Below are 19,073 nucleotides of genomic sequence, written 5' to 3' on the forward strand. Positions count from 1 at the left end.
CGGAAAACACGTCCACACGCTCTTCTGCCACGCCATCGTGGTTCATTTGGTGTCGGTTATACATGGCAGTGACGATCTCTACACCAATCGACTCCAATTCAGGAGGGAGGGACGTTTTCCGCAAGCCGACTCGTAACAGGATCCGGTCGGTGGCCGTTTGGATAAGCTCTTGGGCCAACGTCTCGTCAATGTCCGGGATCCGGACTTTTAAACGGTCAAGCATTTATATCACCGCTTTATTTTTTAGCTTTTGTTTTCGTTGTCGATTTCTTTGCTTTCTTTTCCGCTGGGGAATCCTCTTGTTTTGGTTCTTCCTTTACCAGGACCTCGATGATCAGCTGTTCATTCCTAGCATTATTTGTACTGGCCAATTCCTCGGCCCGATCCTCGTCCAGATCCACACCATCACGCGGGTAAAAATGCCCCGCGCGATAAATGTGGTCGTTATCCTTTAGATCTTTGAAATCTTTAAGAACAACGAACTTTCTCATTCGTATTCATCCTCCCTTACGTTTCAGGGTTTTCTAATGCTTCTAACCTCGAAATAATATCGTTGTACTGCTCTTCCGTACCAAACCCGTCAGCACCAGGAGGCCCTTGAGGACCAGGATCCCCCTGGCTACCTCGTGGGCCTTTTAAATTACCTTGTTTATTCCAATTGCCATTGTTATTGCTGAAAATGTCACCGCTGCTTGTGTTCAAAAACACATCTCCAGGCTGGCCATCATTAGAAGTAGGATCCGATGTACCGAATAGAAACCTCATATTCGAACCTCCATCACCACTGCCGCTTACAACCTTTACCGGGAGTGGGTTTTGATCAGAGATTGATTTTCCATCAGGAGAAGATAAAACCTCTGCCATTAGTGATCACCCTCTCTTATGCTCCGGCCGTTTCGTCTTCCGTTACCGCAGTCTTAAATTTGAATTTCACGACACGAATAGCCTTTGGCTCATAAACACGCTCCCAGTTTCCACCTGTGGCCAATTCCGCATTAGTTGGGAATTCGGCATCAACCTCTGTCTCCGTCCATTTCACCCCACGTGGGTGCAAGATTTGGATTCTACGGTTAATCAGGAAGTCCTCACCGCTGGAAGATTGCTTATTTCGGTCTACTTCCGTAGCAATGATGTTTGGGTGTGAACCGACACCGGATGCAATCGCACCGCTGCCAAATAAATAAATAACGCCTTCTTTTGAAGCTGTATCATAAGGCATGCCATCGTCCACGATCACGCGTTTGTTCATGAAAAACGGAATCCGGTCACTTTGGCCAGCTTCCTGCACATATTCAATCAGCTGACGCTTGGCAAGATAGGCTTCAACAGCAGAGTGCATCATTACCCCGGTGAGTAAATCCTTCGCATCACCCATGAGCTGGCCGGCATCGATGAAACTGTCACCATCAAGTAAGGCATCCGTACCAGGTTCTCCTGTGATATCCAGGAATTTATCTGTCATGTTAGGAGCTTTAAAGATTCCATCCAAAGTAGCTAAGAGCATTTTTTGATCTTCGCGAATCCAATAATTAGACACTAACTCCGCGATAGCGCCCATCGGATCGTCACCAGACAACAAAGCAGAAAGGCCATTAGCACCCCACATGCGAGCACGGCCTTGTTTTCGCGCTACGTCTTTGCCAGATGTGATTTTTCCGGCTGTTAGGTTCCCTTGGTCTTTGATTACTTCGGCTTCACCAGTAAGATCATTCCAAAAAGGCATGTTTACAAGCGTATTCGGACTGCTGGCCAGGGAATCAAACTCTGAATTCCTTTCAATAATTCCGCTTTGAACCAGCGCCGATTTTTCGGTAGTCCTTTGAATCACATAATCCGTAAAAACTTCTGGTTGAATAACATCTTGCAAACGAGTAGTCATTTCACATCATCCTTTATTGTAAATTTGCTTGGGCTTTCAATTGCTTGTACAGATCTGGGTCTGTTTTCAGCAACCGGCCCTGTTCGGTCAGGTTAAAATGTTCTTTAGAAAATGGGTTCTTGAAGCCGTCAGGCTGAGCATCTTTTCTCGGCGGTTTCCCTTTTAGTTTTTCTTTCATTTTTTTATCCGAGATTTTGTCAATGAGAGAAGTAAAGATTTTTACAGCTTCTTGTGTTTGTTCGGCATCATCCCGAACGACAAACGAAAGAACATCTTCATCTGCAACAATCCCTGATTCAGCAAGCATTTTTGTGGCTTCTCTTCCCAATTCGTAGCGAGTTTGGGCTTTTTTGAGCTCTTCATTCTCACGACGAAGTTTTTCCAATTCATACTCCCTTTTTTGTTCGGCGTTCATTTTGGCCAGTTTTTCAGCCTCTTTAATGGCTTCCTCTTTGTCCTTGATAGCACGCGCCACCCGGTCTTTGATTAGCTTGTTGACTTGCTCCTGGGTAAAAAGTTTTTCATCTTTTCCACCTTTATCGGAACCTTTGTCACCGCCGCCTTGATCATCACCCTGACCAGGATCATCGCCAGGATTACCGCTGCCACCTTTATCACCCGGATCATCACCCGGATCATCGCCGCCAGGTTCGCCATCCTTAGCAAAGAATTGCAGATCCAGATTCAAAAGGGAATTTTGATGTTTATTGGAACCGCCGATATCAAACGGACTGAAAAACGGTAATAGTGAGTTTAATAGAATTGTCATAGTGAAATCTCCTTTTTATAGTCTTGTTTGACTGTTTTTCCTTGCACAGTTTAGAGCCATAAGCATGTTTTGGGCATAAGAAAACACAGCAACAAATGCTGTGTTAACAAAAAAAGTATATAAAAAAAGCACCCAACTAATTTTTATTTAGCCGGTGCTTTTTATTCAAAAATAACCCTCCCGGTTTCAGGATCGATTATTTTAAAATCGCCTTTTTTCGTCGTGAATTTATCTTCGCGAGAGTATTCTCTTCTGACTTTTTCAAGGTCAACGCCTTTCGCTTTCAGCCTAGCATCCGTTTCAGCATTAAGGCGACGCAAAAATTCTTGATCCTCTTTACTCAACATCATCAATCATCTCCATTCGTATAACGGTCATTCGTCCTTCTTCGACAACCTCAGTTATTCGGAACGAAGCACCGCGTTTTATTAAAAATTCGTATTCTTCATCTTTGAAAAGGCTTATTTCATTGATATAAGCCCCTCGACCCTTTCCACCCGGAACAGTTATTTCAAACATGACATCATAAGACGAAAAAGCTCCTTCACGCAGAACGCTGGTGCTCATATAACCGTCATCTTTATAAATTGTTCCTTCCAGGTCTTTCAGGCTCGGAACGTTTGAAGGAAGTGCGTCTCTGCCTACATTTCTATACACCATTATACCATCTTTTAACTCAAATTTCCTTATAGCTTCGTCTATGTGCTTTATTTGTTCTTTGACCCGTTCACTGCCCGGACGTTTACCACGAAGATAACCGTTTATTTTTCGATAAGCAGTACCAGTATATTCCCGAATAGCTTCATTTTCATCCGCTGATAATCCCTTAATCCAATTCAGATCATCTTTACCAAGCCACTCTCTGACTTCATCTGGAGATTCAAAACGCTTCGGATCAATGGTCCGCGGTTCCAAAACACCAATGAAGGTCGTCCGGCAATATGGATGAAACGGGGGAAAATTGGTTCCAACCTCCATTTCATCAAAGCGAAACACCTTCCCATCCATATCCCTGCAAATTGGGCTGGTCTTGTTGTCAAGGATCGCAGAAAGTCGGTATCTTTCTACCCCGGCATTTTGGTAAGCATGCGTATGGGCTTGGTTCAAAACAAAAGACGCCTCGGTCCATACCAGGCGCCGGGCATCATTGTAACTGACATCAAACCTTTCCAAAATGGCTTTGGTTAATTTGGCGTAATTATCACCCCTGGCAATTCCATCACGATACCTTGTCCGAAGTTGCTCCAGGAGCCGCTGCTTATTGTTCCAGATCCGGTCCGAGAAATTCTCACCGTTCACCCATCGAGCGTAAAGGGTACTTCTCATTACCTCGTCATTGATAGAAAGAAACCGCTGGCCAATCCCCAATTCCGCCATCATTTCGGCGTAGCGCTTGCCGTATGTTGCTTCCAGGTGTTTTTCAAGCTCTTGTTGTTCAATAGCCCCCAACTCAAGCAATTTTAGCTGTGTGGAGTAATGTAGCCCCTGTAGGCGATTCAGCCTGTAAATGCTCTCCCTGACAGGCATCAGATGGGCATATTCTGGGTACTTTTTGGCAAAGGAATCCATATCCTGAAACAGCAAATTACGGTCCGATTCCGACAACTCCTGCATCATGGCCCTGAATTCAATCACATTATCTTTTCCATACCGTTGAAAATAACCGGCAATCTCCTTCTCAAGCCCTTTGGCCGTCCGCTGATATTCTTTTTTCAGCCTTTTGGAAACCGCCTCATCCATCTTGTCCTGGTTTTTGAACCATTGTTCCTGCCGCTTCGCCCAATAATCCCTATTCTTGGCCATCTTCCATCACATCATTTCCAGAGAAGGAAGAACGCATATCCCGGTTAAAAGAGTTGATTTCACTTTCTTCTTTTTCTTTTTCGATCTGATCCAATTCATCCTGGACATTATCAACAACAGAAAGGACAGACAGCTGCGTTCGCTTGGATGCGATCCCGGCCAGTTTTTCGGCTGTTTCGGCTTCTTCCACAATGTTGTTCGGGATATTCCGGGTAAAGATATAATCGATGTTCAAATACTCCTCCCGATCCACACCGAAGTTAGTCGGGATATTAAACATCATTTTGAATCGCCGGATCATACCGTTGTTGAATTTCCGCTCTTTCATGAGCGTGATATTTTCCATTGGCTGAAGTTTATATTTCAGAGCAATCCCGGAAGAAGTGCCGAAATTTTCATCAGAAATGTTGGCAACCATGGAAATTTGGAAAATGAGTTGTTCCAGTCGGTTAATAAGGTTTTCTTGGGTTTCGTCCGCGTTTGGCTTGTCCAGGAACTCCAGGACGATCTTACTCGCGTCCCCGGATTTTAAATTAATAACTCGGTTATCCCGAATCTGCTTAATAGTATCCTCATCCAATTCCACACCCAGGATGGAAAGATAAGCATCTGCAAAATAATCAACGTCATTGGCCTTTTCAGACAGGGCCTTGTTGTAAGCATTGATCAGCGTTTCCACATTTTCAAATGCCGATTGTCTTTCATCATTCTCAACATACTCAATCAAGGGAACATCGCCGTAATAGTGCTCTTTGCCCACGTCCTCAATAATTAACTCGGCGTTTTCGTTGGTTGAAAAATCGCGTTCATCATTCCTGGAATAAATCGTTCCATACTTTCGGCCATTTTTATCCACCAGGACCCGGACACCATACAAGGGCTCCTGGGCCACCGAGTTATCATAGATCACGAAAGCCTCCTCTGGCTTCAAATAAGTTACCCTCGTGTTGGCCTCCTCGTCCTGATAAAGAAACTCGTAGGCATGGCCGTAGATGGAACACATCTTCGAGAGCTCGGCGTTGTTGTCGTTCTGACTGTTACGCTTGGCAATTTCCTTCATCTTGTCAGCGACTTTTTTATTCTCATGAACGGTCTTGACCGGATTACCAATAAAATAACCGTTCAGCGTGTCAACAATATATTTTGCAAAGTTGACCACTAAACGGTTATCGGGCTTACCCATCTCCTTTTTATCTTCATGGAGGATAGGATGATCGCCTTTATACATTTTCATTAACTTTTGATAACGAGGGATCCGGCCCGCATGCAGATCCAGAAATTCCTTTAATTTTTCACTTGTTAAATCATCATCTGGATCCATTACGAAAATATCCACTTACAGCCCTCCTTTGAACAGTTTGACAGTTGTATGATCTTGGATGGATTCAGCAACACCAGTCAGCGCATCCGGCGCGTCATCGTGAGCATTTTTCCCCTCTTTTTGATAGGTGGTTAATGCCTTATAGAGCTCCGGCCACCTGTGCCGCCAATTGGCAGGGAAATAGATATGGTCCATCACCCAGGTAGCATTTGAAAGGATCCGCGCTTCTTTGTTCTTGTTTTGATAGAAAAAATCAAAAGACGCTTTATTGCTGCTATATTGTTCTTTTAGGATTCGCTGGACACTACGACCAAAACCCCGGCCTCCGTTATTGGATTCAATCCTGGCCAGGTTTACTTTATGTTCATACAGCTTTTTAGCAAGAAGTGGTTCAGTAACCTCCATCGGCTCTTTTGTATAGATCGCGTCCAAGATATACGCCTCTTTGTCCTTTGTTTCGGCATAAATGAAAGACGCCAGGTAATCGGAGCCGGTATCAGCCGTATCGGTGTATGAGCCAATCTTGACGGTATTTGCAGGAAGATCATCATACGTTTTAAACCGGGAATAGAGCCGCCCTTTAATATCAATCGGTTCCTGCTGATAGTTAGCGCTGGCCACTTCAGGGCTCATGGCGCTTGTTTTTTGCTCGTATTCCTTCCGGGTTAGGATTCCATCACAAAGCATGGAGCCATCGTCCTGGACAGCCTTCATGTTGATGTGCTTAACGGAATAACCCAGGTCAGGCAATTCCCTTAAAGCCCGGCCAGCCAGATCGTTCGAATGCCACCGGGTCATGATAATGATGATTTTTCCACCAGTCTCCAAACGAGAGAGCATTGTATTAACGAACCAGGACCAATGCTTCTCCAGGACGTCGGCGTTAAAGGCTTCAATGTCGTTTTTAATCAAGTCGTCCACGATGATCAGGCTGGCTCCGAACCCTGTGGCCGTTCCAGTAGGAGAAGTGGCCAGATAGTTGTTATAACCACCCTCCAGGCTCCAGAGATTCATAGCTGCATCCCCACGCTGGATCCTCGTTGTAGGAAAGATATCCGAATAAACAATTGTCCCTTCGTGGGCCTTTTCTTCCTGGATCGAGTTTCTAACCTGTTTGGAGAAAACAGTAGAAAGAGTTTCGTTATAAGAACCAGTCATGATTTTTTCATTTTTGTTCTTTCCAAAGATCCACTGTGCGAAAAGCCCGGCTGTCCTTGACTTCCCATGCCTTGGAGGAACATTGACCACCAGGACATCATCATCACCAAAATAAAAGTCCTGCATGCTGCCACATAGATCAACCAGGAACTTTCTATCCGGTTTATAGAAGTCCGGAGCCAATGCATGGCAAAAATAAAAGAACTCGCGCTTGGCAAGCTCTATTTTTGCACCCATTTTGATTCTTTCTTGTTTAGTCATCTTCAACCAGCTTCTTTAATTCATCCGTTGTCAGATCAGCGAAAGGATTATTCAGATCAACACCGCCGGATAACTCGGTCTCCTTCTTATCCCTCCAGACGCCAGGCTTTCGATTTTTCAGCCAGAAGATTTGGGCTGTTACATCACCAGCAACATGCTTTGTGGTCTTTTCCACCCTTTTCTTTTTCTTGCCGTCCGTTTCCTCGATGTAGGTTTTTACTTCCTCGTATTCATAACCAAGGGCTCTTTTTAAAAGGGCATTTTCCACCTGACGATCAACAACCTCTTTGCCCCTTTTTAAGGTGTCCGATATGTCCGGATATCTCTTTTTCCATTCATTGAGCGTTGAACGGCTTATGCCAATATTCCCGGCAATTTGTTCATCAGTCAGGCCATCCTTCGCCCATCCTTCAAGTTTCAGTAATCCTTCTTCTGTCAACCATTGATGATATTTACCCCTTCGGCTACTCAATTACATTGCACCTACCTCCAGCCAATAATCACCCCAATTTAACCGCCTTTTGTCCGGTGAACTCTTCCCATCTACGAATGATTACCTCGGCATAGATCGGATCATACTCCATCGTGTGGCAGATACGTCCGGTTTGCTCACAGGCCATTAATGTGGAACCAGAACCGCCAAACGGATCCAGGACACGCTCACCAGGCTGGCTGGAATTTTTAATAGCCCGCGCACAAAGAGAAATAGGCTTCATGGTCGGATGATCGGCATTTCTGCTTGGCCTTTCAATCCTCCAGGTAGTGAACCCCTCGTCCGATCCATCGTGAACAATTTCATAGCTTGGAACCTTCACAACCGTAGAACTAACGCCGTTATTAAACGTCAGCAAGGTATGATCACCTTTAGGAGTAATGGCCAGATCAACCGGATCCTCCATCACAGTGGTTTCCTTCCGGCCTCCGTACCATTTATGAGCCGCTCCAGGCTTCCAACCGTATAGAATTGGCTCATGCTTCCATTGGTAATCCTGCCGCCCCAGGACCAGGGAATTTTTCACCCAAATAATGCATTGCTTCAACAGTAATCCAGAATCCTGGAACGCCTTTCTGAAATTCAGTCCTTCCGAATCCGCATGACAGACATAGATCGGACCGCCCTCTTTCAGAACCGTATACATGGCCACATAAGCGTCATAAAGAAACTTATAGAACTCCGAATCTTCCATGTTGTCATTCTCGATTTTCAAACCGCTGCCACCTTCGTAATCCACGTTATACGGTGGATCCGTAAAGATCATGTCGGCTTGCTCCGAACCCATCAGCCGCAGGACATCATCAATGTTGGTAGAATCCCCAACCATTAAACGATGCCGCCCCAACTGCCAGAGATCCCCGAGTTGAGTAATTGGCTCCTCGATTTGGTCCGCCGTTTCTTCCGGGTCAAAATCATCCTCTTGGACTTCGTTTTCATCCTCGACGAAATACTGCGTCATGAGCTCCTCGATTTCCTCTTCATCAAAACCAGTCAGGGTGACATCAAAAGCACCCGTATCCAATTCCTCGAGTAAATCTTTCAGCTTGTAATTATCCCAATCACCCTCAATTTTATTGAGAGCAATGTTTAATGCTTTTTCTTCATCCTCCGACAGATCCACAACAGACACATCGATCTCGGAGTAGCCCAGGTCTTGTAAAACTTTGAGCCTCTGGTGGCCACCGACGACCACGCCGCTCCGTTTGTTCCAGATCACCGGATCCACATAGCCGAATTCTTGAATGCTGCGCTTCAGTTTTTCGTAATCCGGATCACCAGGCTGAAGATCAATTCTAGGGTTATAATTAGCATGAATTAAATCATTAATTTTCATTTTAACCATTTCCATAATCATAACCTCAACATTCACATTAATATTTTCAACATTAATGACGTTAATAAATACATAAAAGTAATTACAAACAATAATAAAAATACAATCGTTAACATTTTGAAGATAGTTAATGGGAAAATAATGATTAATATTAATATTAAAATTAATGTTGAATGAAAATAAAAAAACCGCCTCGGATTTACCGAAACGGTTGACAGGAGTAGGGAGTAATCAACCCCACCTAGCACATTATTAGACGCTGGACTTAGATCGCTAGGGCAGTTATACGTTTGAAAGGGGAATAACCGCTTAATACCATAATATCACGTTTTTCACTAAATAAACTGCAACAAAACTGCAATAAAAGTGCAAACAAAAAAATGCTCAAGATGAATTCGAGTGTTTACGTATTCTTGATCTTGTCCAGGAGGGCTTCCAACTCTTTTACTTCGTTCCTGTGGCGATCCAACTGCTTGGTTAAATAGGCGTTTTCTAACTCCAGGTGAGTGATCCGGCTCCTCTGTTTTCGATCAATGAGGTAGTACGCCTGTCTCTCTTCCAGCAAGTCGGCCTCCAGGTCTTCCACTTTCGCTTCCAAACTAGCAATCAATGCGTCTTTGCTTTCTACGTTTTTCATTCCAATACCTCCTACCAAAGCCGGAGAACTCCACTTAAGCTAATGGACAGCCTCTCCAGGACTTCATTTCTTAAATTAAAGACAGAGCGTGGAGCATATCCCATGATTTCTGCCAGATCCTCAATCGTTTTCCCTTTGAAATAACGGAGCTCCACAAACTGCCGTTCATTATCGTTCAGATCATCCAGGGCCGCATCGATGCAAGAAACGATCAACTCATAAATACTGATTTTTTCACGAAGGTCCAGCGCGCGCTTTGATTCGATCCGATCAATCGCAAAACGCTCAGTTTTGGAATCAATGACGAACGTGCCCCTAGATCCTTCCTGGATGTCATAACTGGTGGTGATTCCAGGCATGATAAAATCCAACTGCTGCTGTAAATTTTTAATCCCGGTTTTGAAGTTTTTATAATGCCGGAGCAACGACTCAAGCTCTGCGTATTTGTGTTTTTTTTTACTCGTTTTCACCATGTCATGACCACACCCCTCGATAATTTAAGATCATTCATGCCCGTCTATGCCAATTTTTCTCCTGTTGCAAAAGATGAATGTTCATCTCACGCCTGAACGCTTCCATAAAACGCGCCTTTCGTTTTTCACCAAAGCCAAACTCTTTATTCAGAGTGACCAGGACCACATGCTCAATTTCCTCACACATCTGGTTCATTGCCTTATAGACTTGATTCATTGTCATGCGTTTATCAGGACGCTGTGGTTTTCGTTTCTTTTTCTTTTTTGCCACCGCTAAACTCCCCTTTACTTTGATAAGATCGCCGGATCATATTCTTTGTAGTCCGATTCGCCTTTTTTTCTAATGGCCAGGTAAAACACATCAGCTGGAGATGCTCCTACTCTTGCCAGCTTTTCGATAACCTCTCGCTTGTTTCTTACCCACATGGAGTACCCTTTTTCCTTGTCCATATCGTAATATTTCAGCTGCACGATCATCAGAATCTTCCCCTTTTAGATATTCAGACCGAATGACACTACGCTGGTATTTAATTTGATCCATCGTTATCCCTCACTTTTGGAATTTTGTCGCCGCCTAATCGTTTACAGTTAGAACCAAAATGACTGCTGCATTTTTTATACAGAGGACACCTGGAAAAACACACCCACCAGACATCCTCTTTTTTCATCCAATCCGCCCTATCGTCGATTACTACCACCTGCATTGATCAGCCCTCGGTTTCCTTCGGATTCAAAATGCCACTTTTGACAAAGATGTTCCTCCAGGACTGATCCAGCCTTCTTTTTTCCGCGTCCCTTTCTTGTTGTTTCATCCGCTTTTTAATCCACTTTTTGCGCTTTTCTTTGTTCGCCATCTGCTTCACGCTCCAAGCATTTAAGATAATCTAACGGAATGCCCCGGCTGGACTTCACCAGGGAGCAATTCTCTTTAAACCACTTGTAGGGTATTGATTTCCGACCGCCCCTTTTAGCGTTAAGCCACCACTCCAGGACCAGATCAAAGGGAACAAAGTACACCTCGTGATGAATAGCAAATTCTATTAAAAAGAAGGTGACCGCCCCCTGATCCTGCCAGGACTTCAGGAAGTCCATCTGGTGCTGGTGGATGTTGTCTAAAGGGAACCGGGTACGTTCCCTAGTTGTTTTTGCATCATAGGCCAGAGATCGCCCCTGGCTCGTGCCAATAAAATCAACAGTTGATTTTTCTTCATAGAACCCATCCCGGATCCGGCCTTGTACCATGCGTAAAACCTTCACAGGTGTGGCCACCTTCCGTACATCGGCCATGCCTTTAAAGAGATAACAGCGATTGGTGTATTCCACTAGGTTCTCAAATGACATACCTCGATTTCCATGGCCAATTTTCAATAACATTCACCTCAAAATTAATGTTAAAAATAACATTAAAATTAACATTTGTTTTCTTTTATAATTTTCATAACTTCATCAGCGCCATCTTGATCCATTTCATAAACCACGACACTCACATCATTATTTTGACAGTGTTTAGACAGAAAATCTGAAATAGCTTTTTTAAAGGTTTTATCATCTGTTTGTATAACAAACACATTTTCCATAAACGCTTCCCCTTTCCCCTAATAGCCTTCAGCTTGCCTTTGATGATTGATTGTGTTTTTTTCTAAATACTTTCGTTCGATTTCCTCATCAGAGAACCCAAGCATTTCTGCCAGGCCCAGGTACAGACCAAAGGCAATATGCCAGTGCATAGGACCATTCATGATCGAAATGTAGTGCTTGATTATACGGAATTGCCCCTGGAGATCATCCTTCACCAGGATCTCCCGGTAGCCACATTCAAGTGGAACCTGGTAATCATTCCCCAGGCTTAGGAAGAAATGAAGGCCATCCACGTACTCCTCCAGGGCCGCCTCCCGGTTCACTTTCCGGGTTTCCGGCCTTTTCCAGAACTTAAAATACTTTATTTCGTTTTGGAGCTCGGAGATCTCAACGTCCAGAGCGTCCTTTTTATCCTCGGTTAGATCCTTATCAACCGGGATCCCCTGCGTCAAACGGATATTTTGATCCAGAAACGATTGCATTTCAAACAACTTAGGAAAATTCAATTGACTAGGCCCCCATTTCTAATTTGCCAGGCGATGGTTTAACTGCCGCCTATCGCCCACGATTTCCACCAGGTAATCTTTTGTCATTTCCACAATACGAGAGCCAAGGGCCTCGTCTACCTCCAGTAAATCATCCACCAGGAACTCGGACGACACCATGATCGGCTTGTGGTTTAAATATCTGTAATTTACGATGGAGTACATCGTTTTAACTTCAAAGTCAGTAGCGCCACGTTTGAACAGATCATCGATCAACAGCACGTCTACATCTTTCATCCGCTGAGCCTTTTCTTCCAACGCGTCCAGGTTATCTTTAATTTCATCGAACCCTTCACGATAAGGGAAATAATGAACAGAAATTCCATTGTTTAATAGATTATTAGCAACAGCGATCAATAAATGAGTTTTTCCAGCGCCAGGATTCCCCAGGAGAGCGATGCTGTTCTTTCGATCCTTACGAATATCAGGGAATGATTTAAAATATTTCACCGCAGACTTAAAAGCATTTACCACTGGTTCTGGCTTTCCATCTACAATGAAATTCCCAAAACCGAGCCTCCTGAATTCTTCGGTTATTTCAGATGACTTAAACAGCCGCTTTATTTTTCGCTGTTCTTGGCATTCGCAGATCCTGGCGCTGTCATTTGAAGTAAAGATCAGCCCCCGATCCTCACACTTAGGACATTCAAATGAGTCCTTCGGTTGAGATGTCCTCGTCTGCCCATTTTCCTGGTTTGTAGAATTCGCTAGTTTTTCTTCTGCTTTCTTTTTCAGATCCGCCATTACCTCGGCTATGCTTGTAAATCTTTTGGTTTCCTGGTTGACCATTTCGAGCACCTCCACCTTTCAATCGCATTTCTTTTTCAATTTCAAACTGCCGATCTAAGCGTTCCACGTCCTCAAGGGTTTTCACCTTGTTCTGTTCCCACCGCATTAAAATGCGCTCAATATATTTCAGCTTCCTGACGTTTTGCTCCAGGGCCTTCTCAATGGCCCGGATCACTACGTTTTCAGGAAAACGATCCAGCCAGTAATTAAGGACTTCAATATCGATAGGTGACAGCATCGGGTTTACATGTTGCTCGTAATAACGGAATGCTGACCCCTTATCATCATCATTATTAGTATTTGTATACTTAGTATAGTTATTATTTAGTAGTGTCGGGTTTTCCGGATACGGATTTCCCGTATCCGGTTTTCCCGTATCCGGTTTTCCAGGAAACGGTTCGACCGTATCCGGATTTTCAGGATGCGGTGGTCGTTTTGTTTCATGGACCACATAATCTACGTTGCCGAATTTTCCATCTTCCCGGTTTTCTTGCCGGACGACATAACCGGCATCAATCAATTCCTTCATGATTGTGTAGGTAGCATCCCGACCATTTCTGCTGCGGTTTTTCAGATCATTCATATGGAACCGCCAATCGTTAGGAAGCGAAAGCATATAAGCCATTAAACCCTTTGCTTGCCAAGACAAGGTCTTGTCGTTCAGGAAACCTTTATCCAGGACCACATAATTATCTTTTTTATCAATCCGATAAATCGCCAAATCAAACGCCTCCCAGGACAACAGGAGCGAATCCTCCTGGTTCATTTCTTAGCTGACATATTGCACAAAATTCTTCGCATCAACAAAAAGTCGTCCCTTGGGTACAAAATTAAAACCGTACAAATTAAAGAAATCATCATTGGACATTTGAAACCAATCGACAGCCAGATCCCACTTCCAATGCCCTCTGAACCTGCCGTATATCAAACGTTTTTGAGATTCGCTCATCGCAATCCACTCCTTATATTTACGAATAAAGGCCGCCGATCCATCACCTGGCTCCGTTTTGTCATGTTCATAGGAACCCTCAAGAACACGACTGCCTTCTACAGCTACTCCATCAGGAGTTACATAAACAACAGCTTCATCAACTTTGAAATCATTCTCCGGCATACAGGATCCCCTCCCTCGATTCATTCACCTACAAACAATTGGACCAGCACATCCTCCCTGTTTAATCCTTTTTTTCACCAGCAGATACATAACCAGCGCGTATGAGTTTAATCGCCGCCTGGAGCACTTCTCTGGCCTCTGCATTGTCCGTAGAATTTTCATAAACACACAAACTGCGAATGACTTCTTCCGTATGAAGATTAGAACTATAGGAGCGAATCAACAGCCCATTTTCAGTCATAAACATTTCAAGTGGCTGATCAGCGTCCCACCCTTGAGTTTTTCTGATTTCCTTTGGAATAACGATGCGTCCTAATGGATCCAGTTTTCTTACAATACCTAGTGGTTTCATTATCATCCATCCCCTCTCGCTTATAGGACCAGGGAGGGATTAACCCTCCTGGTTTTCCTCTGTCTTTTGTTTTTCGGCGTCTTCTTCCTCAAACGGATCCTCGACCGGTTCTGTAAATTCAGCACCATCAATTACGTTGTCAGCGCCTTCTTCAGGAGTAACATCGATCCGATCACGTTCTTCTTCATCCTCAATGACAGCTTTTTGCATTTCAACGGACAGGATCCCCCACTTGGAAAGCAATGCCTTAATCACCGTTTTGAGTGCCATCGCGTCCCAATCGTTGTCCCAACCGAATCCAGACTTTGAGAACCTCTGCCTGTGCTGTTCGACGTGTTCTTTTTTCCAGTAGACCGTTTTTCTGAATCCATTCAGCAATTCAAAGTAGGCCGCGTAACCAATGACCACATCAGACTCTTTCGCATCAAAATCAATCTCGATCTCCTCAGTTAACGGATTCCATTTTTTTAATTCACCTTCATGAACCGGGATCGCGTTAATATTGCGATACTGGCCAGATCTAAGTGCCAGTTGAATATATCCCTTATATCCAAGCTGGAACTGAGCCTTAGTAGTTTTTGAGTTTTTATCGTAGTAAGGAACGATCCAGGCATACCCCAGGTTTTTATCGATCGGAAGATCCAGGCTTGCCGCGACCATCGCTGAAGAAATAACAGACATCGGCTCCGATTTTTGTAACATTCTTTCGGAGTTATATAGATTGATGATCGAAGTCGTAAATTGTGGTGCTCGTTTTTCCAGGACTTCCTCAAAGCGTTTCTTTATAGCCGGAGAATTGAGTAGAGCCTTAAGGCTCGTACCCTCTCCCGCTGGCGCTGTTTGTTTGCTTCGGTTTGCTATTTGTTTTTTTAAGGTATCGTTTGTCGCCATTTTCATCCCCCTATTTGCTTGATATCGAATCTGCGAGTAATGGACTGTTTCACAACTTTCTGATAGATATCCGGGAATTCACTTTTTAATTTTTTCGTATCTACCCGGTTCGAAATAATCTGCTTCCATTCGGCCCGGTAGTTTTGAACAAAGCCAAAAGTCGCGTCTTTCAATTCGTTTTTAATTTGGTTTTCGATTTCCAGCTTCTCTTTTTTTAAGATTTCTAGTGTTTCCTTTACTTCCAGGAGCCGGTCAATCTTCGGTTTATATTCAGCTTTAAGATCAATGGATTTCTCAGTGTCTGCCTTTGCATATCTCTCTTTCAGGAATTTCTCTGCCGCAGAGGATCCATCCAGGGGAGGTTCTACTTCCGCTAACACGTGATTGTTCCAAAAATCCACCTCAGCCGCAAAGATCATTTCGATCAATTCATCGTCACGCTCAATCTCTTTCCAGATGAACTTCTGGCCGCCGACCAGAACGGCAAAGTAACCTTTTTTATATTCAGGTCCCATAACGCCCAGATAATGCTGAATTTGAACGATATATTCCTCCGGGATCTCTTCACTTTCCCATTCTTTCAAACGATAAGCTGACGCCGTTTTGCACTCCAGAACGGCCTTCTCACCAACCACCATCCGGTCAACGTTTGCTAGGATAAAATCATGTTCAGGGTGCTGAAACATGGCGTTTCTTCTTCTAACTTTCTTACCAGTGCGCTTCTCAAATTCTTTTGCAACCAGATCCTCCAGGAGGGTTCCAAAGTAAGCCGCATCATTGTCTGCAGATTCCGGTGTGATCTGCCCGGTCTTTTCCAGCCATAATTCAAACGGTGTGCGCCATTTATTGAGTCCGAGGACGATGGATGCATCAGATCCACCGATCCCCCTTGTCCGTGCTTGTAGCCATTCCTGCTCGGTCATGTTGGCCGTTTCAACAGCGACAATCGGTTTCACACGACCACCTCCTCATAGAGCGCATTCTGCAGGAGATATTCAGATAAGCAAGTGGTATCGCAAAACAGATCGCCGTCATATCTCACAACTTGTTCACCTTCGTAAATTTCGCCACCGCAATTCTCGCATTCTCCAACTTCTCTGGCCGCTTGTGGATCAGCAAGGCCAACAGCAAATCGATCTAAATTCATCAAAATTCCTCCTTAGTGTTGTTTTAGGAGGACCGACCAACTATAATGTTGGTAGGATCTTTTGTTAGTCGGTCCATCAAAAGCGATACGTTCTAGCCAACGTGTCGCTTTTGTCGTTCCAGCGTCATTTTCAGATCCAGGCGCTGGCTTTTGATGACATTCTTCTCTTTGCAGATAAGCGCTGCTACTTCTGGCTCCCCTGCCCCCTTGAGTAACTCAACCAATTGCACCAGAAAGGATTCGTAGTTGAGCATCTCTTTATAACGCTTTTCGAGAAACACATTCGTCACTTTGGGCAATCATATCACCTCCTTAAAATGACGCGAATCGCGAACATCATCGCAAAAAAAATAATCAACAGGAAAACCCAATGTGTTCGCAATATGTAACGCCTTATATCCTCGCGGCGTTCGGTGACCATTTTCGTAGTTGTACCAGGTAGGTTCGGCAACCCCGACTTTTTCAGCAATTTCAGGAACCGATAAACCTAACCTTTTCCTTATGTCAATTAGCCAATCACGGCGCTTAGCCATAAGATCAACTCCCTTCATGTATGCGAATTGAATAACTTTCTATAACACATTATAATGCTTTTCGCATAATAATCAAGTACTTTCTTCTTTTTTTTACCATTATTTTTGTAGAGTAGTAATGCAGAGCGCATAAGCGATGTTGCTAATTGCGACCTTATCATGAATAATACTAATGACTATAGTCAGTGGAAAACAAGATAAATAGACAAAAAGGAGATGGGGAATAATAATGGACATTGGGAGCAGACTCCGCAAAATGCGGAAAAAAAGAGGATATACGCTCCAGGACATGGCAGATCATCTAGGTATCGCTAGATCAACATACGCAGGATACGAAAGCAATTACAGACAACCACCTCTGGAAATGCTCCATGATGCTGCAGAAAAACTGAAAACAAGTGCAGATTACTTGATCGGCTTAACGGACAATCCATATCCGAAAGAGCCAACGAAAAATGCCAGGGAACTATTAGCAGATAAAGAATTACATTGGGATGGTGTTCCACTCTCTGACGAGGAACTGAAGCCGATCCGCGACTTGCTGGAGTTAGTAGTCAAAGAGCGACTTCCTCAAAAAATAAAAGAAAAAAAAGAAAAAGGTGAGAGCGAGAAAGCCTAAGCCCCCCGCTCCCCTTTTTCCCTGGTTAGATTATTATAATGATTTACGATTAAATCCTTCTCTTCTGCTGTAATTAAACCGTACACATACAGAACATTCACACATCCGTGTACATTCGAAAGATCTAATCCCCGACTACTAAAAGCACCACAGGGTGAATGATTCATAAAATGAGTAAGCACTTCCAAAAAAAGATCACGACTTGACCATTTTTCTTCTTGAGCGCCATCTGACTCAAGAAGGGTTCTGTTCTTATGAAGATCTAGTATACTCCCGCTCATATGCCTCCTCCTTTATACTCACTGACGGGAACATTCGTTCTATTTATGTAATAATTGTAACATAATGATTTCCTTAAACATACCCAATGATTTAACTTTATACAATCAAATTTAAGCAAATTTGCCATTTTGTTAAAATATCATGCAAAAACGGTAAAAAGAGACTATTTTCATCAAAATGAAAGATAGTCTCTTTTAATCATTGGAAGCCAAGAGGCAACATCCTATTTTTTATTTTGAACTTCTTCATATTTCTGATCAATGTAATCAAGGATTACATCTTTCATTGTTCGATCAGTCAAAACAGCGATTTCTTTTAATTTACGCTTGTATCCTGGTTCCGCTTCGATGACGATCCGTTCAAAAACCGACATAAAAAACTCCCTCCCTAATTTGTTTCAAAATAAGCGCTGTCAAGTAAATGGTAGGTCACTTCGCCCACATCTCCATCAAAGGCATCAGTAACACCCCATACCTCTTTCACCTTTGTACCGTTGATATGATGGTCCAGATCATGCAGGATTCGGTGAACATAGTGTAAGGCATCCTCATCCTTTTTCATGAAGGCCAACTCCAGGAGCGCCTCAGCATTTTTTAAATCATTATCCATTTTGCTCGGTTCAACAAAATCATGTAGATCCAGGAGATAATCCGCCATTTCAGCTGGATCCAGGGTATCCCAAAGTATTTGTTCACCTTTTTCCCATCCTAAAAGTTGATTATAATAATCATGCAGCTTTTTCAGTTTTCCTTTGCCATCTACTTCATAACCAGACTTCCAGACAACATTTTTGTCATACTCTTCTATTTCTGGCAAGGGAGGACGGACATCCGACTGCGGCCAGTTAAGGTAATCTTTTACCCACTCAGCCCCCGCCGGAGCGTCCGCTGGTTCAATCTCTGGTTCTGTTCCATCCAGCAAGGAATTCGCTTCAGCTTGAATCTTTGCCTCAGCAGAAATATCACTCGTAAATTTATAAACACCTACACCGATCAAAGCCGCCAGAGCGACCGCCCCGGCGACCACCAGACTATTTAATTTGGGCATCGATTTTCTTTCCTCCCTTTTATATATCACTTGATGTAGAAGCCCC

At 43.6% G+C, this 19,073-nt stretch carries 31 protein-coding genes; 1 reads left to right on the top strand and 30 read right to left on the bottom strand.

The window, feature by feature from the left end; all coding sequences use genetic code 11:
* From JOC94_RS19865 to JOC94_RS19995, 27 genes are all read right to left on the bottom strand, one after another.
* The coding region (locus tag JOC94_RS19865) for a hypothetical protein (RefSeq protein WP_205180120.1) at window positions 1-223 on the bottom strand (223 nt) is incomplete at its 3' end.
* Window positions 224-236: 13 nt separating this feature from the next.
* Entirely contained in the window at window positions 237-491 is a 255-nt protein-coding gene (locus JOC94_RS19870; protein ID WP_205180121.1) for a hypothetical protein, read from the bottom strand.
* Window positions 492-507: 16 nt separating this feature from the next.
* Window positions 508-864 carry a hypothetical protein gene (locus JOC94_RS19875; protein WP_205180122.1) on the bottom strand — a complete coding sequence of 119 codons (357 nt, stop codon included), beginning with the start codon at window positions 862-864 and terminating at the stop codon, window positions 508-510.
* A 16-nt stretch (window positions 865-880) separates the two neighbouring features.
* Window positions 881-1,879: a coat protein gene (locus tag JOC94_RS19880; RefSeq protein WP_205180123.1), complete on the bottom strand. Its 999-nt coding sequence runs from the start codon at window positions 1,877-1,879 to the stop codon at window positions 881-883.
* 13 nt (window positions 1,880-1,892) lie between these two features.
* Window positions 1,893-2,648 carry a DUF4355 domain-containing protein gene (locus JOC94_RS19885; RefSeq protein ID WP_205180124.1) on the bottom strand — a complete coding sequence of 252 codons (756 nt, stop codon included), beginning with the start codon at window positions 2,646-2,648 and terminating at the stop codon, window positions 1,893-1,895.
* A 161-nt stretch (window positions 2,649-2,809) separates the two neighbouring features.
* Window positions 2,810-2,998, bottom strand: a complete 189-nt coding sequence (locus JOC94_RS19890) for a hypothetical protein (protein ID WP_205180125.1) — start codon at window positions 2,996-2,998, stop codon at window positions 2,810-2,812.
* Window positions 2,985-4,451, bottom strand: a complete 1,467-nt coding sequence (locus tag JOC94_RS19895; protein WP_205180129.1) for an ADP-ribosyltransferase — start codon at window positions 4,449-4,451, stop codon at window positions 2,985-2,987. Before JOC94_RS19895 ends, JOC94_RS19890 begins: the two co-directional genes overlap by 14 nt.
* Window positions 4,438-5,787: a phage portal protein gene (locus JOC94_RS19900; RefSeq protein WP_205180136.1), complete on the bottom strand. Its 1,350-nt coding sequence runs from the start codon at window positions 5,785-5,787 to the stop codon at window positions 4,438-4,440. The genes JOC94_RS19895 and JOC94_RS19900 overlap by 14 nt, the downstream gene beginning before the upstream one ends.
* Complete coding sequence (gene terL, locus JOC94_RS19905; RefSeq protein ID WP_205180137.1) at window positions 5,788-7,191, bottom strand: phage terminase large subunit; 1,404 nt, start codon at window positions 7,189-7,191, stop codon at window positions 5,788-5,790.
* Window positions 7,184-7,663: a helix-turn-helix domain-containing protein gene (locus JOC94_RS19910; protein WP_205180139.1), complete on the bottom strand. Its 480-nt coding sequence runs from the start codon at window positions 7,661-7,663 to the stop codon at window positions 7,184-7,186. Before JOC94_RS19910 ends, terL begins: the two co-directional genes overlap by 8 nt.
* Before the next feature lie 28 nt (window positions 7,664-7,691).
* Window positions 7,692-9,035, bottom strand: coding sequence for a site-specific DNA-methyltransferase (locus JOC94_RS19915; RefSeq protein ID WP_328799816.1), 1,344 nt, complete (start codon window positions 9,033-9,035; stop codon window positions 7,692-7,694).
* Window positions 9,036-9,423: 388 nt separating this feature from the next.
* Window positions 9,424-9,657, bottom strand: coding sequence for a hypothetical protein (locus tag JOC94_RS19920; protein WP_205180143.1), 234 nt, complete (start codon window positions 9,655-9,657; stop codon window positions 9,424-9,426).
* Window positions 9,658-9,668: 11 nt separating this feature from the next.
* Window positions 9,669-10,130 (bottom strand): sigma factor-like helix-turn-helix DNA-binding protein, encoded by a 462-nt coding sequence (locus tag JOC94_RS19925; protein ID WP_205180145.1) that lies wholly within the window; start codon window positions 10,128-10,130, stop codon window positions 9,669-9,671.
* 34 nt (window positions 10,131-10,164) lie between these two features.
* Window positions 10,165-10,401, bottom strand: a complete 237-nt coding sequence (locus tag JOC94_RS19930; RefSeq protein WP_205180147.1) for a hypothetical protein — start codon at window positions 10,399-10,401, stop codon at window positions 10,165-10,167.
* 14 nt (window positions 10,402-10,415) lie between these two features.
* A complete protein-coding gene (locus tag JOC94_RS19935) occupies window positions 10,416-10,607 on the bottom strand; it encodes a hypothetical protein (protein ID WP_205180149.1) in 192 nt (63 codons plus the stop codon).
* Window positions 10,608-10,949: 342 nt separating this feature from the next.
* On the bottom strand, window positions 10,950-11,498 hold the full coding sequence (gene recU / locus JOC94_RS19940; RefSeq protein ID WP_205180151.1) for a Holliday junction resolvase RecU: 549 nt from the start codon (window positions 11,496-11,498) through the stop codon (window positions 10,950-10,952).
* Window positions 11,499-11,539: 41 nt separating this feature from the next.
* Window positions 11,540-11,707 carry a hypothetical protein gene (locus JOC94_RS19945; RefSeq protein ID WP_205180152.1) on the bottom strand — a complete coding sequence of 56 codons (168 nt, stop codon included), beginning with the start codon at window positions 11,705-11,707 and terminating at the stop codon, window positions 11,540-11,542.
* 18 nt (window positions 11,708-11,725) lie between these two features.
* Window positions 11,726-12,214: a dUTP diphosphatase gene (locus JOC94_RS19950; protein ID WP_205180154.1), complete on the bottom strand. Its 489-nt coding sequence runs from the start codon at window positions 12,212-12,214 to the stop codon at window positions 11,726-11,728.
* Between the two features lie 18 nt (window positions 12,215-12,232).
* Window positions 12,233-12,997: an ATP-binding protein gene (locus JOC94_RS19955; RefSeq protein WP_205180158.1), complete on the bottom strand. Its 765-nt coding sequence runs from the start codon at window positions 12,995-12,997 to the stop codon at window positions 12,233-12,235.
* Window positions 12,900-13,625, bottom strand: a complete 726-nt coding sequence (locus tag JOC94_RS19960) for a DnaD domain-containing protein (protein WP_205180159.1) — start codon at window positions 13,623-13,625, stop codon at window positions 12,900-12,902. The genes JOC94_RS19955 and JOC94_RS19960 overlap by 98 nt, the downstream gene beginning before the upstream one ends.
* Before the next feature lie 186 nt (window positions 13,626-13,811).
* The gene (locus JOC94_RS19965; RefSeq protein ID WP_205180160.1) at window positions 13,812-14,156 is read right to left on the bottom strand and encodes a hypothetical protein; all 345 of its coding nucleotides are present in this window, start codon (window positions 14,154-14,156) and stop codon (window positions 13,812-13,814) included.
* Between the two features lie 61 nt (window positions 14,157-14,217).
* Window positions 14,218-14,508, bottom strand: coding sequence for an AbrB/MazE/SpoVT family DNA-binding domain-containing protein (locus JOC94_RS19970; protein ID WP_205180161.1), 291 nt, complete (start codon window positions 14,506-14,508; stop codon window positions 14,218-14,220).
* 39 nt (window positions 14,509-14,547) lie between these two features.
* Entirely contained in the window at window positions 14,548-15,399 is an 852-nt protein-coding gene (locus JOC94_RS19975) for a recombinase RecT (RefSeq protein WP_205180162.1), read from the bottom strand.
* A gap of 2 nt (window positions 15,400-15,401) precedes the next feature.
* The gene (locus tag JOC94_RS19980; RefSeq protein WP_205180234.1) at window positions 15,402-16,322 is read right to left on the bottom strand and encodes a YqaJ viral recombinase family nuclease; all 921 of its coding nucleotides are present in this window, start codon (window positions 16,320-16,322) and stop codon (window positions 15,402-15,404) included.
* A gap of 29 nt (window positions 16,323-16,351) precedes the next feature.
* Entirely contained in the window at window positions 16,352-16,546 is a 195-nt protein-coding gene (locus JOC94_RS19985) for an eL24 family ribosomal protein (RefSeq protein ID WP_205180164.1), read from the bottom strand.
* A gap of 92 nt (window positions 16,547-16,638) precedes the next feature.
* Entirely contained in the window at window positions 16,639-16,845 is a 207-nt protein-coding gene (locus JOC94_RS19990) for a hypothetical protein (RefSeq protein ID WP_205180166.1), read from the bottom strand.
* Window positions 16,846-17,079 (bottom strand): helix-turn-helix transcriptional regulator, encoded by a 234-nt coding sequence (locus JOC94_RS19995; protein ID WP_205180168.1) that lies wholly within the window; start codon window positions 17,077-17,079, stop codon window positions 16,846-16,848. It abuts the gene before it with no gap.
* Window positions 17,080-17,308: 229 nt separating this feature from the next.
* Here JOC94_RS19995 and JOC94_RS20000 point away from each other — a divergent pair, with 229 nt between their 5' ends.
* Window positions 17,309-17,698: a helix-turn-helix domain-containing protein gene (locus JOC94_RS20000; RefSeq protein WP_205180170.1), complete on the top strand. Its 390-nt coding sequence runs from the start codon at window positions 17,309-17,311 to the stop codon at window positions 17,696-17,698.
* Here the strand turns inward: JOC94_RS20000 and JOC94_RS20005 are convergent.
* The 3 genes from JOC94_RS20005 to JOC94_RS20015 form a co-directional block, all read right to left on the bottom strand.
* Complete coding sequence (locus tag JOC94_RS20005; RefSeq protein WP_205180172.1) at window positions 17,695-17,979, bottom strand: hypothetical protein; 285 nt, start codon at window positions 17,977-17,979, stop codon at window positions 17,695-17,697. The two genes, JOC94_RS20000 and JOC94_RS20005, sit on opposite strands and share 4 nt — an antisense overlap.
* A 224-nt stretch (window positions 17,980-18,203) precedes the next feature.
* On the bottom strand, window positions 18,204-18,353 hold the full coding sequence (locus tag JOC94_RS20010) for a hypothetical protein (protein WP_205180174.1): 150 nt from the start codon (window positions 18,351-18,353) through the stop codon (window positions 18,204-18,206).
* 14 nt (window positions 18,354-18,367) lie between these two features.
* Window positions 18,368-19,027, bottom strand: a complete 660-nt coding sequence (locus tag JOC94_RS20015) for a hypothetical protein (protein WP_205180177.1) — start codon at window positions 19,025-19,027, stop codon at window positions 18,368-18,370.
* Window positions 19,028-19,073: the final 46 nt, after the last annotated feature.

The sequence above is a fragment of the Siminovitchia thermophila genome (genome assembly GCF_016909185.1).
GTDB lineage: Bacteria > Bacillota > Bacilli > Bacillales > Bacillaceae_C > Siminovitchia > Siminovitchia thermophila.

Bases quoted from the DNA above. Each gene is read 5' to 3' on its own strand.
- JOC94_RS19870 (WP_205180121.1), bottom strand. From the start codon at position 491: ATGAGAAAGTTCGTTGTTCTTAAAGATTTCAAAGATCTAAAGGATAAC.
- JOC94_RS19875 (WP_205180122.1), bottom strand. From the start codon at position 864: ATGGCAGAGGTTTTATCTTCTCCTGATGGAAAATCAATCTCTGATCAA.
- JOC94_RS19880 (WP_205180123.1), bottom strand. From the start codon at position 1,879: ATGACTACTCGTTTGCAAGATGTTATTCAACCAGAAGTTTTTACGGAT.
- JOC94_RS19885 (WP_205180124.1), bottom strand. From the start codon at position 2,648: ATGACAATTCTATTAAACTCACTATTACCGTTTTTCAGTCCGTTTGAT.
- JOC94_RS19890 (WP_205180125.1), bottom strand. From the start codon at position 2,998: ATGATGTTGAGTAAAGAGGATCAAGAATTTTTGCGTCGCCTTAATGCT.
- JOC94_RS19895 (WP_205180129.1), bottom strand. From the start codon at position 4,451: ATGGCCAAGAATAGGGATTATTGGGCGAAGCGGCAGGAACAATGGTTC.
- terL (WP_205180137.1), bottom strand. From the start codon at position 7,191: ATGACTAAACAAGAAAGAATCAAAATGGGTGCAAAAATAGAGCTTGCC.
- JOC94_RS19915 (WP_328799816.1), bottom strand. From the start codon at position 9,035: ATGGAAATGGTTAAAATGAAAATTAATGATTTAATTCATGCTAATTAT.
- JOC94_RS19920 (WP_205180143.1), bottom strand. From the start codon at position 9,657: ATGAAAAACGTAGAAAGCAAAGACGCATTGATTGCTAGTTTGGAAGCG.
- JOC94_RS19925 (WP_205180145.1), bottom strand. From the start codon at position 10,130: ATGGTGAAAACGAGTAAAAAAAAACACAAATACGCAGAGCTTGAGTCG.
- JOC94_RS19935 (WP_205180149.1), bottom strand. From the start codon at position 10,607: ATGATCGTGCAGCTGAAATATTACGATATGGACAAGGAAAAAGGGTAC.
- JOC94_RS19945 (WP_205180152.1), bottom strand. From the start codon at position 11,707: ATGGAAAATGTGTTTGTTATACAAACAGATGATAAAACCTTTAAAAAA.
- JOC94_RS19955 (WP_205180158.1), bottom strand. From the start codon at position 12,997: ATGGCGGATCTGAAAAAGAAAGCAGAAGAAAAACTAGCGAATTCTACA.
- JOC94_RS19960 (WP_205180159.1), bottom strand. From the start codon at position 13,625: ATGAATGATCTGAAAAACCGCAGCAGAAATGGTCGGGATGCTACCTAC.
- JOC94_RS19965 (WP_205180160.1), bottom strand. From the start codon at position 14,156: ATGCCGGAGAATGATTTCAAAGTTGATGAAGCTGTTGTTTATGTAACT.
- JOC94_RS19970 (WP_205180161.1), bottom strand. From the start codon at position 14,508: ATGAAACCACTAGGTATTGTAAGAAAACTGGATCCATTAGGACGCATC.
- JOC94_RS19975 (WP_205180162.1), bottom strand. From the start codon at position 15,399: ATGGCGACAAACGATACCTTAAAAAAACAAATAGCAAACCGAAGCAAA.
- JOC94_RS19980 (WP_205180234.1), bottom strand. From the start codon at position 16,322: ATGACCGAGCAGGAATGGCTACAAGCACGGACAAGGGGGATCGGTGGA.
- JOC94_RS19985 (WP_205180164.1), bottom strand. From the start codon at position 16,546: ATGAATTTAGATCGATTTGCTGTTGGCCTTGCTGATCCACAAGCGGCC.
- JOC94_RS19995 (WP_205180168.1), bottom strand. From the start codon at position 17,079: ATGGCTAAGCGCCGTGATTGGCTAATTGACATAAGGAAAAGGTTAGGT.
- JOC94_RS20000 (WP_205180170.1), top strand. From the start codon at position 17,309: ATGGACATTGGGAGCAGACTCCGCAAAATGCGGAAAAAAAGAGGATAT.
- JOC94_RS20005 (WP_205180172.1), bottom strand. From the start codon at position 17,979: ATGAGCGGGAGTATACTAGATCTTCATAAGAACAGAACCCTTCTTGAG.
- JOC94_RS20010 (WP_205180174.1), bottom strand. From the start codon at position 18,353: ATGTCGGTTTTTGAACGGATCGTCATCGAAGCGGAACCAGGATACAAG.
- JOC94_RS20015 (WP_205180177.1), bottom strand. From the start codon at position 19,027: ATGCCCAAATTAAATAGTCTGGTGGTCGCCGGGGCGGTCGCTCTGGCG.